The sequence below is a fragment of the Jannaschia halovivens genome, assembly GCF_046452375.1.
Classification (GTDB): Bacteria; Pseudomonadota; Alphaproteobacteria; order Rhodobacterales; family Rhodobacteraceae; genus Jannaschia; species Jannaschia halovivens.
In genome coordinates this window covers 855,739-871,450 of sequence record NZ_JBKFDJ010000001.1, presented here as the reverse complement: position 1 = coordinate 871,450, position 15,712 = coordinate 855,739, and the positions used below count along the sequence as shown (strand labels likewise).

The window sequence follows — 15,712 nt, the reverse complement described above, 5'->3', positions numbered from 1 at the left end:
TGAGATGACGTTCAAGGCACTCGTGGTCGAGAAGGACGAGGACGGAAAGACGTCCGCCGCGGTGCAGGAGATCGGCCTCGATCTCCTGCCCGAGACCGAGGTGACGGTCGCGGTCGAGTACTCCACGGTCAACTACAAGGACGGGCTTTGCATCGGGCCGGGGGGCGGGCTGGTCCGCAACTACCCGCACGTGCCGGGCATCGACTTCGCGGGCACGGTCGAGAGTTCATCGGACAACCGCTACAAGGCGGGCGACAAGGTCGTGCTGACCGGCTGGCGCGTGGGCGAGGCGCATTGGGGCGGCTATTCCCAGAAGGCGCGCGTGCGGGCCGACTGGCTGGTGCCGCTGCCCGACGGGCTGACGACGCGGCAGGCGATGGCGGTCGGCACGGCGGGCTTCACCTCGATGCTCGCGGTACAGGCGCTGGAAGATCAGGGGCTGAAGGCCGGCCCCGTGCTAGTGACGGGGGCCGCGGGCGGCGTGGGCTCGGTCGCGGTGGCGCTCCTGGCGGCGATGGGTCGTCAGGTCGCGGCCGTTACCGGGCGCCCCGAGCAGGCCGACTACCTCAAGGGCCTCGGTGCCACCGAGATCATCGCCCGCGAGGAGCTGGCCGAAACCGTCAAGCGCCCGCTCGAGGGCGAGCGCTGGGGCGGCTGCGTCGACGCGGTGGGCGGGGCCATGCTGGGGCGCCTGCTGGGTCAGATGGAATACGGGGCCAGCGTGGCCGCCGTGGGCCTCGCCGGCGGTGCGAACCTGCCCGCGACCGTGATCCCGTTCCTTCTGCGCGGCGTGAACCTCCTGGGCATCGACAGCGTCATGCAGCCCTACGAGAACCGCGTCCGTGCCTGGACCCGGCTGGCCGAGCTTCTGCCGATGGAGAAGCTCGACGCTATGGTCGTCGAGGCCACGCTGGAGGATTTGCCGAAGCTCGGGGCCGACATCCTCGAGGGGCAGGTCCGCGGGCGCGTCGTGGTGGACGTGAACGCCTGATCGCCGGTTTGTCCTCGGTCAAGGCCGCCGCGCACCCGGTGGTCTAGCTTTTCCCCGTGGCGCCCGCCCGACCCCTTCGGGCGGGGCCACCCCCGGAGAGGAGGCCCGAGGATGTTCGAACGTATCATGGTGCCCGTCGACCTGCATCACGCGGCGGCGATGGAGAAGGCGGTCTCGGCCGCCGCGACGATGGCCAAGGCGGACGGTGCGACCGTTACCTTCGTCTCGGTGACCGCGCCGCAGCCGTCGGACGTGGCCGCCAATCCCGAAGCCTTCGCCGAGGTGCTGCGGGACTTTGCGGACCGGCAGGCCAGGGCGCACGGGATGGCGACGGGCGCGCATCCCATCACCAGCCACGACCCCCGCGCCGAGATCGACGACCTGCTGGCGCGCGCGGCCACCGATCTGGACGCAGACCTCGTGGTGATGGCCACTCACGCACCGGGGATCGCCGAGTATGTCTGGCCCTCCCACGGCGGACGGCTCGCATCGCATTCGGATCGGTCCGTCCTGCTGGTGCGGGGCGAATAATCCACCCGGACGCCGCGCCCCGTCACGGAATCGTCGCAATTCGCCCCCCGCTCGCCTAGAGTGGCCCCACGGTGGAGTCGGGCCACCCTCGGGCGGCCCGCCAAACGGCCAGAGGGAGACACAGACATGACGACGACCGACACGGTTGACGATCCGGGCATACCGGATCCTGAAGGCCACGCGGCGCCGATCGACACCGATTACGAGATCGGTCAGGACAATATCGAGACGAAGATCGGGCCTTTCGCGCTCGACATCCACAACCCCGTCTTCCTGATCTCGGGCGTCATGGTGGTCGGCTTCGTGCTTCTGGCGCTGATTGCCCCCGAGTGGTCCGCCGAGACCTTCACCGCGATCCGGAACTACGTGAAATCCACCTTCGACTGGTTCTTCCTGTCGGCGGCGAACCTCTTCGTGATCTTCGCGCTCCTGCTGATCGTGACGCCCTGGGGCTCCGTCCGGCTGGGCGGCACGGACGCGACGCCGGACTACACCTACCCGGCATGGTTCGCGATGCTCTTCGCGGCCGGCATGGGCATCGGCCTGATGTTCTTCGGCGTGCTCGAGCCGGTCTATTACTTCGGCACACCCTGGGGCGACTCGCCGCTGAACGGCCAGATCGGGATCACCGAGGGCGTGGTCGGCGATGCGGCCACGGTCGAGGCGGCCCGCTCTCTCGCGATGGCCGCGACGATCTTCCACTGGGGCCTTCACCCCTGGGCAATCTATGCGGTGGTCGCGCTGGCTCTGGCGCTTTTTGCCTACAACAAGGGCCTGCCGCTGACGCTGCGCTCGGCGTTCTACCCGCTCCTGGGTGAGCGGATCTGGGGCTTCTGGGGCAACGCCATCGACACCATCGCGGCTTTCGCGACGCTGTTCGGCCTCGCCACATCGCTGGGGATCGGCGCCACGCAGGTCGCATCCGGCCTGACCGAGGTATTCGGCTCCGGCATCCCCGAGGACGGCACGCGCAACTTCGCGGGCTTCCTCTGGGGCAACGTCGAGACGGCCAACGACAGCTCGGTGCTCCTCGCGCTGATCATCGCGGGCATCACGGTCCTCGCTCTCATCTCGGTCGTGCGCGGCCTCGATGGCGGCGTGAAGGTCCTCTCCGAGATCAACATGGTTCTCGCGGGCCTCCTGCTGTTCTTCGTGTTCTTCGTCGGCCCGACCGGCGACATCCTGGCCGATTTCTTCGGCGGGCTGGCGGCCTACGCGGCGAATATCGTGCCGCTGTCGAACCCGATCGGGCGCGACGACACGGGCTTCCTGCATGGCTGGACGACCTTCTACTGGGCCTGGTGGATCAGTTGGTCCCCCTTCGTCGGCATGTTCATCGCCCGCGTTTCGCGGGGCCGGACGGTGCGCGAGTTCATCGTCTGCGTGCTGCTGATCCCGTCGCTGGTCTGCGTCCTCTGGATGGCGACCTTCGGCGGCACGGCGATCAGCCAGGTCGTCACCGGCGCCTCCGAGAGCGGCGTGTTCCAGAACGTCATCGCGTCCTACAAGCCCGAGATCGCGCTCTATGCGATGCTGGGCGAGCTGCCGCTGGCGGCGATCACCTCGACCCTCGCGGTCATCCTCGTGATCGTGTTCTTCGTCACCTCGTCGGACTCGGGCTCGCTCGTGATCGACACGATCACGGCAGGCGGCAAGGTCGACGCGCCCGTCATCCAGCGCGTGTTCTGGTGCATCTTCGAAGGCGCGGTCGCGGCCGTCCTTCTGCTGGGTGCGGCGGGCACGGCCGGATTGCAGAGCCTGCAGGCCATGGTCATCTCGACCGGCCTTCTGTTCTGCGCCGTATTGGTCGTGATGTGCGTCTCGATCTTCATGGGGCTCCGCTCGGAGCGCCAGATGGTCAAGAAAAAGGAAGCCGTCGCCGCCGAATAGGGTCGCGACGATCCATCGATGCGGGGGCCTTCGGGCCCCCGTTTTCGTTTGACGCGGCATCCCCGTGATCCAGATCGACCGGCATGACGAAACCGATCCTCCTGTGGCACCGCCGCGACCTTCGCCTGACCGACAACCCCGCGATGGCCTGGGCCGCCGAGCAGGGCCGCCCGGTGATCCCGGTCTTCATCCATGACGAGGTGGTCGAGACCTGGGGGGCCGCGCCGCGCTGGCGTCTCGGTCTGGGACTGGAGAGTTTCGCGGAGCGGCTGGAAGGGATCGGGTCGCGCCTCGTTTTCCGCCGTGGCCCCGCGTTGGACGTGCTGCGCGCGCTCGTGGCCGAGACGGGCGCCGACACCGTGATCTGGAACCGGCTCTATGTCGCTGACGAGCGGGCGCGGGACACCGGGGTCAAGGAAGCGCTGCGCGGCGACGGGCTGGAGGCCCGGTCGTTCCGCGGCCATGTCCTCTTCGAGCCCTGGACGGTCGAGACGGGGACGGGCGGCTATTACCGCGTCTACACGCCCTTCTGGAAGAACGTCCGAGACCGCGATCTCGACCCGCCGCTGGCCCCGGTCGAGGCGCTGACGGCCCCGAAGACGTGGCCTGCGGGCGAGGACCTCGCCGGGTGGGACATGGCGCGCGCGATGCGGCGTGGCGCCGATGTCGTGCGCCCGCACCTGCATGTGGGCGAGCTGGCCGCGCGCGACCGCCTCGTCGACTTCATCGAGACACGGCTCGAAGGCTACGCCCGCGCCCGCGACATGCTGGCCGAAGCCGGCACCTCCGGCCTGTCGGAGAACCTCACCTACGGCGAGATCAGCGCGCGGGAGTGCTGGTTCGCGGGCTGGCGCGCCTTGCAGGACGGGGTGGGCGACGCGGAGGTGTTCCTGAAGGAGGTCGTCTGGCGCGACTTCGCCCATCACCTCGCCTATCACACGCCCCGCCTGACGACCGAGAACTGGAAGCCCGACTGGGACGCCTTTCCGTGGCGGGACGACAACGCGGACGCGCAGGCCTGGCGGCGCGCGGCGACGGGTATCGACATCGTCGACGCCGCCATGCGCGAACTCTACGTCACCGGCACCATGCACAACCGTGCCCGGATGCTCACCGCGTCGCTGCTGACCAAGCACCTGATGACACATTGGCGGGTCGGCTGCGAATGGTTCGCCGACTGCCTCGTGGACTGGGACCCGGCGTCCAACGCGATGGGATGGCAATGGGTGGCCGGGTCGGGCCCAGACGCGTCGCCCTTCTTCCGGATCTTCAATCCAGACACGCAGGCCGAGAGGTTCGACCCCAAGGGCGCCTACCGCGCGCGCTGGCTGTCGGGCGAGGGGGCCGCGGGCTGGTTCGACGCCGTGCCGCGGGCCTGGGACCTCGCGCCGGGGTCGGATGGGCGCGGCGTGCCGATCGTCGATCTGGGCGAGGGACGGCAGCGCGCGCTCGACGCCTACAAGATGCGCAACACCGCCGCCTGACCCTGCGTCATGCGGCCGGGGCGGCCGGGGGGCGGCTTTTCCCTTGTAAACGGGGGGGCGGGGATGGTTTCAATCGGGCCAAGGTTCCGGGGGACGTATGGACGCATTGAATTCGACCGAGGGGCAGGCCGATCTGCCGCGCTACTTCCGCCGCGTCTTCGAGATGGCCAAGGGGGCCCGGTCCGGTCGCATCGACGTCACACTGCCCGACGGTCGCCGCTTCCGCCACCAGGGGGCCGCCCCCGGTCCCGTCGCCGAGATCGAGGTGCGCGACCCGGAGGTGTTCGGCCGTCTCGTGCGTGATGGCGATATCGGCTTCATGGAGAGCTTCATGGACGGGCAGTGGATCACGCCCGACCTGCAGGCCGTGTTCGACTACATCAACAAGGAAGGCGACGCGCTGATCCAGCAGTTTCCGGGTCTCGCCCTCGTGCAGGCGTTCGAGAAGTTGCGCGCCTTCCTGCGACGCAACACCAAGGTCCAGGCCAAGCGCAACATCGCGGCGCATTACGATCTGGGTAACGACTTCTACGGGCTCTGGCTGGACGAGACGATGACCTATTCCTCGGGCATCTTCGCCACGGGGCAGGAGGATCTGGAGGCCGCGCAGATCGCGAAATACGCGTCTATCGTGGACCGGATGGACGTCTCGCCGGGCGACCATGTCCTCGAGATCGGCTGCGGCTGGGGCGGCTTCGCCGAATACGCCGCGCGCGAGCGGGGGCTGCGGGTCACGGGGCTGACGCTGTCGAAGGAACAGCTGGCTTATGCCAACGATCGGATGGCGCGGGCGGGCCTGTCCGACAAGGTCGAGCTGAAGCTTCAGGACTACCGCGACGAGACTGGTACCTTCGACGGCATCGCCTCGATCGAGATGTTCGAGGCGGTGGGCCAGAAATACTGGCCGGTCTATTTCGACACCCTGCGCGAGCGGCTGAACCCCGGGCGTCAGGCATCGCTACAGATCATTACCGTGCCGGACCGCCGTTGGCCGATCTATTCCAAGCAGGTCGACTTCATCCAGAAGTACATCTTCCCCGGCGGCATGCTGCCGTCGCCTGCGGGCCTCACGCAGGAAGTGGCACGCGCCGGGCTCGAGGAGGGCAGCTCGATCACGCTGGCCAAGGACTACTCGATCACGCTCCGCCGCTGGTTCGACCGCTTTAACGCCCGCTGGGACGAGGTCGCGCCCCTGGGTTTCGACGAGCGCTTCCGCCGGATGTGGAACCTCTATCTGACGGGTTGCGCGGGCGCGTTCGAATACGGAATGTGCGACGTGATCCAGATGACCGTCCGAAAGCCCGCCTGATGCCCACCCCCGCCAAGCTGGTCGCCGCTCTGCTCTTTGCCGGTCTCTGCTGGTATTGCGGGCATCTGCTGTGGACCGAGTCGATGCCCGAGGGGGCGCGGATCGGCTGGTTCCGCGAGATCCTCGCGGCGGGCGGCCTCGTGGTCGGGTGGAAGTATATTGGCCGCACCGCGACCGGGCCGATGGGGCGCGGCAACCGGCTCGCCTACTGCATCACGGCCGGGATCGGCGGCGCGGTCATCATGTTCCTTCTGACCTTCGCGCTGCATTCGGCCTATGCCACGCTCGAGGAAAGCCTGTCCTCGAAATACACCGAGGTCGGGCTCGCCGCTGAGGCGTGGATGGAATACGCGGTCGCCGACGCCAAGCTCGCGGCGAACCCGCTGCTCCTCGTCGTGGCCTTCGCGGGATCGGCCGCGATCGGCCTGATCGCAGGTCTCGTGGGCCGCATCGCACGATGACGCGCTACGTGCTGTTCGGCACGTTGCGCTGGATATCCCTTCTGGAAGTCGTCGCGGGCCGCACTGTCGCCTGCACGCCCGTCACGCTGCCCGGGTTCGCGGTCGAGCGGGCGGCTGCCGGGGACTGGCCCGTCCTCGTGCCAGGCGCTGGCACCGACGCCCTTCTGACCGAACCGCTCGACCGCGCGACCGTGGCCCGGCTCGACTGGTACGAGACCGCCTTCGATTGCCGCCCCGAGACGATCGAGATCGACGGCACCGACGCCCGGGTCTACCGCACCGACGATGCCGGATCCGGGATCGCATGGGATCTCGAGGGCTGGCGTGCGGCGCATGGAGGGCGCACCCGCCGTGCCGCCGCCGAGGTGATGCGCGCCATGGACCGCCTGACACCGGCCGAGGTCGCCGCCATGCGCGGCGTCATCCAGGCCCGCGCCCATGCAATGGACCTCGCCGCCCGCGACCGCCGTACGCGCACCGTCGGGCAGGAAGGGCGGGCCAGCGACCTGCGCATTCTGGCGACCGATTACGTCTACGAGGGCTTCCACCGGGTCGAGGAGTGGTCCATCGACCATCCCCGCTTCGACGGCGGACGCTCCGGCCCGATCGGGCGCGTCGTCTCGAACGTCACCGATGCCGCGACCGTCCTGCCATGGGACTCGGTGCGCGATTGCGTCCTCGTGGTCGAGCAGATCCGCATGGGCGCGCTGGCCAAGGGCGACCCGTATCCCTGGTTGCTTGAGCCGGTCGCGGGGCTGGTCGATGCGGGCGAGACGCCCGAGGCCTCGGCCCTGCGCGAGCTGACCGAGGAGGCGGGGCTGGTCGCGCGGCCCGAGGACCTGCACCTCGTGTCGCGCTACTACCCCAGCCCCGGCGGCCTCGCGCAGATCCTCTACAGCTACGTCGCGCGATGCGATTTGCCGGAGGATGCGGCGGGACTGCACGGGCTCGAGGCCGAGCAGGAGGATATCCGCACCCATATCGTCCCTGTCGACGACCTGATCGAGATGGTGGCGTCGGGCGAGGCGGCGAACGCGCCGCTGGTCATCTCGGCGCAGTGGATCGCACTCCGGCGCGCCCACGCGCGGGCGCATGCGCATTGAAGGCGGCGGGGGGCGGGTCTAGACCGTTGGGAGAACCAGAGGGGGCGCGCCCGTGACCATCCACAAGAACCTTGCCGACGCGATCGGGAACACGCCGCTCATCCGCCTGAACGCCGTCTCCGAGGCGACGGGCTGCGAGATCCTGGGCAAGGCGGAGTTCATGAATCCCGGCCAGTCGGTCAAGGATCGCGCGGCGCTCTTCATCATCCGCGACGCCATCGCGCGGGGTGACCTGAAGCCCGGCGGCACGATCGTCGAAGGGACCGCGGGCAATACCGGGATCGGCCTCAGCCTCGTGGGCGCGTCGATGGGCTTCAAGACGGTCATCGTCATCCCCGAGACCCAGAGCCAGGAAAAGAAGGACATGCTGCGCCTCGCGGGCGCGACGCTGGTCGAGGTGCCCGCCAAGCCCTACCGCGACCCGAACAACTATGTCCGCTATTCCGGTCGCCTGGCCGAGGCGCTGGCCCGGTCCGAGCCCAATGGCGCGATCTGGGCCAACCAGTTCGACAACACCGCCAATCGGCAGGCCCATGTCGAGACGACCGCGCCGGAAATCTGGGACCAGACGGGCGGAAAGATCGACGGGTTCATCTGCGCCGCCGGATCGGGCGGGACCGTCGCGGGCGTGGCCGAGGTCCTGCAACCCAAGGGCGTGAAGGTGGGCCTCGCCGATCCGATGGGTGCCGCGCTCTACAATTTCTACGAACATGGCGAGATGAAATCTGAGGGCGGGTCGATCTCGGAAGGGATCGGGCAGGGGCGCATCACGGCCAACCTGGAGGGCTTCACGCCCGATTTCGTCTGCCAGGTCACCGATGAGGAGGCGCTGCCCATCGTGTTCGACCTGCTGCGCGACGAGGGCCTCTGCATGGGCGGCTCGACCGGGGTGAATATCGGCGGCGCGGTCAAGATGGCGCGGGAGATGGGGCCGGGGCACAGGATCGTGACGATCCTCTGCGACTACGGCACGCGCTACCAGTCGAAGCTCTGGAACCCCGAATTCCTGCGGTCCAAGGATCTTCCGGTGCCCGACTGGCTGGACGGCCCGTCGCGCGAGGTGCCGACGGTCTTCGAATGATCCGCGCGCTCGCCGGGCTCGTGCTGGCCGTCCTCGTCTGGACGGCGGCAGCGGCACAAGAGACCCCGATTGCGCTCGATCCCGAGTGGATCGAACTGGCCGAGCGGGCCGAGACCGTCCTCGAGGCGGGCCGCGCGGCGCCCGAGGCTTTGGCCGTCCTTCGCTCGGAGCTGGTCGACTGGCGCGGCCGCTTCGACGCGGCCACCGGCGCGAACGCCACCCGCATCGAAACGCTGCGCGCCCAGATCGCCGCGCTGGGCGAACCGCCGGCCGAGGGCGAAACCGAGGCGCCCGAGATCGCCGATCAGCGCGCCGACCTCGAAGGTCGGCTCGACACGCTTCTGGCCCCCGTCCGCGAGGCGCAGGCCGCGTTCTCGCGCGCCGACGGGCTGGTGCGAGAAACCGATACGCTGATCGACGCGGGCCGCACCGAGGAGCTGTTGGCGCAGGTCTCGCCGCCCATCAATCCGGCGCGCTGGCCGCCCGCCATCGCGGCACTCGGGGCCGCGATCCGCAGCGTCGGCGACGAACTCGCCGCGCCCTTCGTCACCCCGACCGAGCGCGCCGTCTGGATGGGGCGCGGGGTTCAGCTCGGGATCCTGGTCTTCATCGCGGTGATGCTCCTCTGGCGCTCGCGGGTCTGGCTGGGCCGCTTGCGCGACCGCATCGCTCGCCACGAGGCCACGAGCCCCGGCGCCCGCCTCGGCCTCATCGCCATCTCGCTGGCGCGCACCGTGCTGCCGGTGATCGGCCTCGTCGTCGTCACGCGCATCCTGGTGCTGCTGGGCGTCGCGGGGCCGGGTGCGGCGACCTTCTCGTTCCTTCTGCCGGTCGTCGGGCTCGTGATCTTCGGCTCGCACTGGCTGGGTCTTCAGGCATTCCCCCCGCGCGAGACGAGCCCCACGCTCCTGCCGATCCCGGTGGCGCGCCGCCGCGAAGGTCGGCTCCATGTCCTCGTCCTCGGCATCCTCTTCGCGCTGTCGGTCTCGGTCGAGTCGTCGCTGTCGCTCACCGACCATCTGGGCGTGCTGCATTTCGCCCTTCTGGTCGTCGCGGGCCTCACGCTCTTGCGGCTAGGCCAACTCCTCCTGTCGGAGCTGCGCGTCCTGCGCAGCGACACCGAGAGCGAGGAGGGCTTCTGGGCGCGGCCCCTCAGCATTCTCGCGCGGGGCCTTCTGGTCGTCGCCATCGTCGCGCCCATCGCCGCGGGGCTCGGCTTCGTGGAACTGGGCATCGCGCTCCTCTGGTCGACGGTTCTGTCGCTGGCCCTCCTGACCGTGCTCGGGACGGCGCAGCGCGCGATCTTCGACATCTACGCCGCGATCCGCCGCCGCCCCGACGCGGGCGAGGAGGCGCTGTTGCCGACGCTCGTGGGTTTCGCCCTCGCCGTGGCCGCGCTGCCGATCCTCGCGCTGATCTGGGGCGTGCGCTTCTCGACTCTGACCGAATGGTGGCAGACCTTCCTGCGGGGCTTCTCGCTGGGCGATACCCAGATCTCGCCCGCGAACTTCCTGACCTTCGCCCTCGTCTTCACCATCGGCTATCTCGTGACGCGGGCGGTCAAGGCCGTGCTCGGACGCTCGGTTCTGCCGAAGACGCGGCTCGACACCGGCGGCACCAACGCGATCCTGTCGGGCACCGGTTATGTCGGGATCACGCTTGCCGCGCTGCTCGCGATCACGGCGGCCGGGATCAACCTCGGCGGTCTCGCGATCGTCGCGGGCGCGCTCTCGGTCGGGGTGGGCTTCGGCCTCCAGACGATCGTGCAGAACTTCGTCTCCGGCATCATCCTGCTGATCGAGCGCCCCATCAAGCTAGGCGACTGGATCGACGTCAACGGGACCCACGGCTTCGTGCGCCAGATCTCCGTCCGCTCGACCCGGATCGAGACCTTCGACCGCCAGGACGTCATCATTCCCAACGCGGACCTCATCTCGGGCGTGGTGACCAACTACACGCTCGGTAACTCCTCGGGCCGCCTCATCGTCCCGGTCGGCGTGGCCTATGGCACCGACACGCGGAAGATCGAAGCCATCCTGCGCGAGATCGCCGAAGCGCATCCGATGGTCGTCCTGAATCCCCCGCCGCTGATCTCGTTCGAGGGGTTCGGCGCCGACAGCCTCGATTTCCAGATGCGGGTCGTGCTGCGCGACATCCTCTGGATCGTCGTCACGCGCACCGAGTTGAACCACCAGATCGCCGAGCGCTTCGCCGCCGAAGGCATCGAGATCCCCTTCGCGCAGCGCGATGTCTGGCTGCGCAACCCCGAGGCCCTGCGAGCCCCCCGACCGGAGACCCCATGACCGAGCCGCTCTTTCGCACCGATCCCTATCTCAAGACCGTCGAGGCCGTGGTCACGGGCGTCACGCCCGAAGGCGGCATCGTGCTCGACCGGTCTATCTTCTACCCCAAGGGCGGCGGGCAGCCGGGCGACAGCGGCGCGCTGCGCTGGTCGGGCGGCCGGACCGAGATCGCGGGCGCGGTCAAGGCGCCCGACGGCACGCTCGTCCTCGTCCCCGCCGAAGAAGCCCCGCTGCCGCCCGTCGGCGCCACGGTCGAGACCCGGATCGACTGGGACCGCCGCTACCGGTTCATGCGGATGCACACGGCGTTGCATCTTCTGTCCGTCGTCGTGCCTCTGCCGGTAACCGGCGGTCAGATCGGGGCCGAGAAGTCGCGCCTCGACTTCGACATGCCCGAGGTGATCCACGACCGCGAGTTCATCCAGGCCCGTCTCGGGCAACTCGTTTCAGCCGACAGCCCTGTCACCGATGAATGGATCACCGAGGCCGAGCTCGACGCCAACCCGGCGCTGGTCAAGACGCTTACCGTCAAGCCACCGCGCGGGGCGGGCCACATTCGCCTGGTCCGCATCGGCTCAGGCGCCGACCCCGTCGACCTGCAGCCCTGCGGCGGCACCCATGTCCGCAGCACCGGCGAGATCCGGTCCGTGCATGTCGGCAAGATCGAGAACAAGGGAAAGTCGAACCGGCGCATCTCGATCACCTTGGAGGCCTGAGCCCAAAGACCGGCCGACAGGCGCCCGCATCGGTCAGAATGTCGCAGCCGCCCTTTCCGCCGCGCGGCGATGCGCATAGACCCGAAGCCGGACGGGGTGGCCGATGCGGCACGACTGAACCCGCCCGGGAGGGGCACGCGACATGAAGGCAGTCATTCTTGCGGGCGGTCTCGGGACACGGATCAGCGAGGAATCCCACCTCAAGCCCAAGCCAATGATCGAGATCGGCGGGCGACCGATCCTGTGGCACATCATGAAGCATTACAGCCAGTACGGCATCGACGATTTCGTTATCTGCTGTGGCTACAAGGGCTATGCGATCAAGGAGTATTTCGCCAATTACTTCATGCACATGTCCGACGTCACCTTCGACCTGGGGGCAAATACGAGCCATGTCCATCGCCAGCGGGCCGAGAACTGGAAGGTCACGCTGATCGACACCGGCGAGCTGACGCAGACCGGCGGTCGCATCGCGCGGATCCGCGAATATGTCGATGGGCCGTTCTGCCTGACCTATGGCGACGGTGTCGGTGATGTGGATATCGCCGCGCTGATCGCGCATCACCGGACCGAGGGCTGCGAGGCGACGGTCACGGCGATGCAGCCCGCCGGCCGGTTCGGCGCGCTGGTCCTCGACGGGATGCGCGTCGCGCGGTTCCAAGAGAAGCCCGAGGGCGACGGGCGCTGGATCAGCGGCGGCTTCTTCGTCTGCAACCCGTCGATCTTCGCGCGTCTCGACGGCGACCAATGCGTCTTCGAAAAGGGCCCGCTCGAGGGGCTCGCCGCGGATGGAGAGCTTTCGGTCTGGCGTCATGGCGGCTTCTGGCAGGCCATGGATACGCTGCGCGACCGCAACCACCTCGAAGACCTCTGGGCGCGGGGCGACGCCCCGTGGAAGACCTGGGCGTGACGACGTTCTGGCAGGATCGCCGCGTCCTCGTGACGGGGCATACAGGCTTCAAGGGCGCCTGGCTCGCGTTCTGGCTGTCGCGGCGCGGCGCGCGCGTCACCGGGCTGGCGCTGCCCCCCGACGGTGCGCCGAACCTCTTCGATCAGCTCGGAATGGCCGACCTCGTGGACCACCGTATCTGCGACATACGTGACGCGGGCGCGCTGGCCGCCCATGTCGACGATGCGCGCCCCGAGATCGTCTTCCACCTTGCCGCGCAATCGCTCGTTCTCGATGGCTATGACGACCCGCTGCGAACGTGGCAGACCAATGTCATGGGCACCGCCCACCTGCTCGAGGCGTTGCGGGGGCTCGATGACCGCTGCGCCGCCGTGATGGTCACCACGGACAAGGTCTACGAGAACCCCGAGGACGGGCGCGCCTTTCTTGAGGGCGATCCGCTCGGGGGCCACGATCCCTACAGCGCCAGCAAGGCCGCGATGGAGATCGCGGTCGCAAGCTGGCGGCGGGCTTTTCCGGGCGAGGGTGGTCTTCGCATCGCGTCGGCGCGGGCGGGCAACGTGGTCGGCGGCGGCGACTGGGCGCGCAACCGGATCGTCCCCGACATCGCACGGGCACTGGCCGCCGGGCGTCCCGTCGAGGTGCGCAACGCCGCCGCCGTGCGACCGTGGCAGCATGTGCTGGAGCCGCTGGCCGGCTATCTCGCATTGGCAGAAACCCTCTGGACGACGGACGCCCCCGAAATCGCGAGCGCTTTCAACTTCGGACCCGATCCCGCCGAGATCCGCCCCGTCCGCGACGTCGTGACCGAGGCGCTGCGGCACTGGCCCGGTGACTGGGCCGAGACGCCCGATCCCGATGCCCCGCACGAGGCGGGCTTCCTGTCGCTCGATCCGTCCAAGGCGCGGCGCCTTCTGGGGGTCGCGCCGCGCTGGGACTTTGCGGAGACGATCGCGCGCACCGTCGGCTGGTATCGCGCCGTCCACGAGGGCGCGGACCCCGCCACCGAGACCCGCGCGCAGATCAGCGCGTTCGAGGCCGCATGATTTTCGACCCGCTCCCCATCGCTGGCGCCTTCGAGGTCCGGCTGGAGCCCCGGCGCGACGCGCGCGGGCTCTTCTCGCGGGTCTATTGCGACGACGAGTTCGGCGCCGAGGGGCTGGTGACGGACTGGGTCCAGATGAATGTCTCGGTGACGATCGGGCAGGGCACCATCCGGGGCCTGCACTTCCAGGCCGGTCCCGTGCCCGAAGCCAAGCTCGTCCGCTGCCTGAAGGGGCGGGCGCATGACGTCATCCTCGACCTGCGGTCCGGGTCCGCGACCTTCGGGCGGCACGCGGCAATCACCCTCGATGCGGAAGACCGCAATTCCGTCTATGTGCCGCCGGGCGTGGCCCACGGGTTCCAGACGCTCACCACGGATGTGGAGCTGCAGTACCTCCATTCCGCACGGTACGCCCCCGATCACGAGGGCGGCGTCGACGCGCTCGACCCCGCGCTCGGTCTTGACTGGCCCCTGCCGCCCGCGATGCGCTCGGACCGCGACCGCAACCTGCCACCGCTCGCCGAGGTCGATCCGCTATGACCCAACCCTGCCGCCATTGCGGCGCGCCGCTCGAAATCCCGTTCGTCGACCTCGGCTTCGCGCCGCCCTCGAACGCGTATCTCGACCCCGCGGACCTCTCGCGCCCCGAGGTGACCTATCCCCTGCGCGTGCTGGCCTGCGGGACCTGCCGCCTCGTGCAGACCGAGGATTTCGCCGAGGCCGACGCACTCTTCTCGGACGACTACGCCTATTTCTCCTCGACCTCGCAAAGCTGGCTGGACCATGCCGCGCGCTACGCGGCCATGATCACCGAACGCCTCGGTCTCGGGGCCGACAGCCACGTGATCGAAGTGGCCTCGAATGACGGCTATCTTTTGCGGAACTTCGTCGAAGCCGGCATCCCCTGCCTCGGCGTCGAGCCGACCGAAGGCACCGCCGACGCCGCCCGCGCCCTCGGCATCCCCGTCGAGCAGGCGTTCTTCGGCGAAGCGCTGGCGAAGACGCTCGAACCCGCCGACCTGATCGCGGGCAATAACGTCTTCGCCCATGTCCCGGACATCAACGACTTCACCGCCGGTCTGCGCACGGCGCTGAAACCGGACGGCGTCGTCACGCTGGAATTCCCGCACCTGCTGCGCCTCGTGGCCGAGGCCCAGTTCGACACGATCTACCACGAGCACTTCTCCTATCTCTCGCTCTTCGCGGTCGAGCGCATCCTCGGCGCGGAAGGTCTGCGGGTCTTCGATGTCGAGACGCTCGACACCCATGGCGGCAGTCTGCGCATCTATGCCTGCGACGCGGGCGCGGCCCATGCCGACGGACCGTCCGTCGCCGCGATGCGCGCGACCGAGGCGGAGGCGGGGATCGACACCGATGCCTTCTACGCCGCCTTCCAATCCCGCGCCGACGCGATCAAGGACGGCGTCCTGCGCTTCCTTCTGGACGCTCGGGCCGAGGGCGCGCGGGTTGCGGGCTACGGCGCGGCGGCCAAGGGCAACACGCTCCTGAACTACGCGGGCATCCGCCCCGATCTTCTCTCTTTCGTCTGCGACGCCGCCCCGTCAAAGATCGGACGCCTCCTTCCCGGCAGCCACATCCCCATCCGCGCGCCATCCGCCCTGCGCGAGGATCGGCCGGATTACATCCTGATCCTGCCCTGGAACCTGACACGCGAGATCCGGGCCCAGCTCGCCGACCTCGAAGCCGCCGGCACCCGCTTCGTCACCGCGATCCCGTCGTTGCAGGTGCTCGAGTGAGGCGGGCGCTGTTGACAGGGATCTGTGTCGAGGCCGCACTCGGCCGCATCTCGCAATGCGCATGGTTCCGGGTCGATACGACACGCTGGACCTGTCGTGCGGGATCGGCCCGGCGCCTATCCCCTGCGGTC

General features: G+C 69.0%; 14 protein-coding genes. All 14 read left to right on the top strand.

The features are described 5' to 3' along the window. The first annotated feature begins 4 nt into the window (after positions 1 to 4). The 14 genes from acuI to ACK8OR_RS04265 all read left to right on the top strand — a co-directional run bounded on the left by acuI (position 5) and on the right by ACK8OR_RS04265 (position 15,581). On the top strand, positions 5 to 991 hold the full coding sequence (acuI, locus tag ACK8OR_RS04330) for an acryloyl-CoA reductase (protein WP_410188216.1): 987 nt from the start codon (positions 5 to 7) through the stop codon (positions 989 to 991). A 111-nt stretch (positions 992 to 1,102) separates the two neighbouring features. Next, positions 1,103 to 1,522 (top strand): universal stress protein, encoded by a 420-nt coding sequence (locus ACK8OR_RS04325; RefSeq protein WP_410188215.1) that lies wholly within the window; start codon positions 1,103 to 1,105, stop codon positions 1,520 to 1,522. A 126-nt stretch (positions 1,523 to 1,648) separates the two neighbouring features. Then, positions 1,649 to 3,412 (top strand): BCCT family transporter, encoded by a 1,764-nt coding sequence (locus ACK8OR_RS04320; RefSeq protein ID WP_410188214.1) that lies wholly within the window; start codon positions 1,649 to 1,651, stop codon positions 3,410 to 3,412. An 83-nt stretch (positions 3,413 to 3,495) separates the two neighbouring features. Then, positions 3,496 to 4,896, top strand: a complete 1,401-nt coding sequence (locus ACK8OR_RS04315) for a cryptochrome/photolyase family protein (protein WP_410188213.1) — start codon at positions 3,496 to 3,498, stop codon at positions 4,894 to 4,896. A 97-nt stretch (positions 4,897 to 4,993) separates the two neighbouring features. Next, the gene (locus ACK8OR_RS04310) at positions 4,994 to 6,205 is read left to right on the top strand and encodes a class I SAM-dependent methyltransferase (RefSeq protein ID WP_410188212.1); all 1,212 of its coding nucleotides are present in this window, start codon (positions 4,994 to 4,996) and stop codon (positions 6,203 to 6,205) included. Next, positions 6,205 to 6,666, top strand: coding sequence for a TrgA family protein (locus ACK8OR_RS04305; RefSeq protein WP_410188211.1), 462 nt, complete (start codon positions 6,205 to 6,207; stop codon positions 6,664 to 6,666). Before ACK8OR_RS04310 ends, ACK8OR_RS04305 begins: the two co-directional genes overlap by 1 nt. Further along, positions 6,663 to 7,769 carry an NUDIX domain-containing protein gene (locus tag ACK8OR_RS04300; RefSeq protein ID WP_410188210.1) on the top strand — a complete coding sequence of 369 codons (1,107 nt, stop codon included), beginning with the start codon at positions 6,663 to 6,665 and terminating at the stop codon, positions 7,767 to 7,769. Before ACK8OR_RS04305 ends, ACK8OR_RS04300 begins: the two co-directional genes overlap by 4 nt. A 52-nt stretch (positions 7,770 to 7,821) precedes the next feature. Beyond that, complete coding sequence (locus ACK8OR_RS04295) at positions 7,822 to 8,850, top strand: cysteine synthase A (protein ID WP_410188209.1); 1,029 nt, start codon at positions 7,822 to 7,824, stop codon at positions 8,848 to 8,850. Continuing rightward, positions 8,847 to 11,153, top strand: coding sequence for a DUF3772 domain-containing protein (locus tag ACK8OR_RS04290; RefSeq protein WP_410188208.1), 2,307 nt, complete (start codon positions 8,847 to 8,849; stop codon positions 11,151 to 11,153). The genes ACK8OR_RS04295 and ACK8OR_RS04290 overlap by 4 nt, the downstream gene beginning before the upstream one ends. After that, positions 11,150 to 11,869 (top strand): alanyl-tRNA editing protein, encoded by a 720-nt coding sequence (locus ACK8OR_RS04285; protein ID WP_410188207.1) that lies wholly within the window; start codon positions 11,150 to 11,152, stop codon positions 11,867 to 11,869. Before ACK8OR_RS04290 ends, ACK8OR_RS04285 begins: the two co-directional genes overlap by 4 nt. Positions 11,870 to 12,011: 142 nt before the next feature. Next, a complete protein-coding gene (gene rfbF, locus ACK8OR_RS04280) occupies positions 12,012 to 12,779 on the top strand; it encodes a glucose-1-phosphate cytidylyltransferase (protein WP_410188206.1) in 768 nt (255 codons plus the stop codon). Continuing rightward, positions 12,761 to 13,825: a CDP-glucose 4,6-dehydratase gene (rfbG, locus tag ACK8OR_RS04275; protein WP_410188205.1), complete on the top strand. Its 1,065-nt coding sequence runs from the start codon at positions 12,761 to 12,763 to the stop codon at positions 13,823 to 13,825. The genes rfbF and rfbG overlap by 19 nt, the downstream gene beginning before the upstream one ends. Continuing rightward, positions 13,822 to 14,364 (top strand): dTDP-4-dehydrorhamnose 3,5-epimerase family protein, encoded by a 543-nt coding sequence (locus ACK8OR_RS04270; protein ID WP_410188204.1) that lies wholly within the window; start codon positions 13,822 to 13,824, stop codon positions 14,362 to 14,364. The genes rfbG and ACK8OR_RS04270 overlap by 4 nt, the downstream gene beginning before the upstream one ends. After that, positions 14,361 to 15,581: a methyltransferase domain-containing protein gene (locus tag ACK8OR_RS04265; RefSeq protein ID WP_410188203.1), complete on the top strand. Its 1,221-nt coding sequence runs from the start codon at positions 14,361 to 14,363 to the stop codon at positions 15,579 to 15,581. The genes ACK8OR_RS04270 and ACK8OR_RS04265 overlap by 4 nt, the downstream gene beginning before the upstream one ends. The last annotated feature ends 131 nt before the right edge of the window (positions 15,582 to 15,712 follow it).

Coding starts and splice junctions, on each gene's coding strand:
- ACK8OR_RS04315 (WP_410188213.1), top strand. CDS start 3,496: ATGACGAAACCGATCCTCCTGTGGCACCGCCGCGACCTTCGCCTGACC.
- rfbF (WP_410188206.1), top strand. CDS start 12,012: ATGAAGGCAGTCATTCTTGCGGGCGGTCTCGGGACACGGATCAGCGAG.
- ACK8OR_RS04270 (WP_410188204.1), top strand. CDS start 13,822: ATGATTTTCGACCCGCTCCCCATCGCTGGCGCCTTCGAGGTCCGGCTG.
- ACK8OR_RS04305 (WP_410188211.1), top strand. CDS start 6,205: ATGCCCACCCCCGCCAAGCTGGTCGCCGCTCTGCTCTTTGCCGGTCTC.
- ACK8OR_RS04310 (WP_410188212.1), top strand. CDS start 4,994: ATGGACGCATTGAATTCGACCGAGGGGCAGGCCGATCTGCCGCGCTAC.
- ACK8OR_RS04320 (WP_410188214.1), top strand. CDS start 1,649: ATGACGACGACCGACACGGTTGACGATCCGGGCATACCGGATCCTGAA.
- ACK8OR_RS04300 (WP_410188210.1), top strand. CDS start 6,663: ATGACGCGCTACGTGCTGTTCGGCACGTTGCGCTGGATATCCCTTCTG.
- ACK8OR_RS04285 (WP_410188207.1), top strand. CDS start 11,150: ATGACCGAGCCGCTCTTTCGCACCGATCCCTATCTCAAGACCGTCGAG.
- ACK8OR_RS04325 (WP_410188215.1), top strand. CDS start 1,103: ATGTTCGAACGTATCATGGTGCCCGTCGACCTGCATCACGCGGCGGCG.
- ACK8OR_RS04265 (WP_410188203.1), top strand. CDS start 14,361: ATGACCCAACCCTGCCGCCATTGCGGCGCGCCGCTCGAAATCCCGTTC.
- acuI (WP_410188216.1), top strand. CDS start 5: ATGACGTTCAAGGCACTCGTGGTCGAGAAGGACGAGGACGGAAAGACG.
- ACK8OR_RS04290 (WP_410188208.1), top strand. CDS start 8,847: ATGATCCGCGCGCTCGCCGGGCTCGTGCTGGCCGTCCTCGTCTGGACG.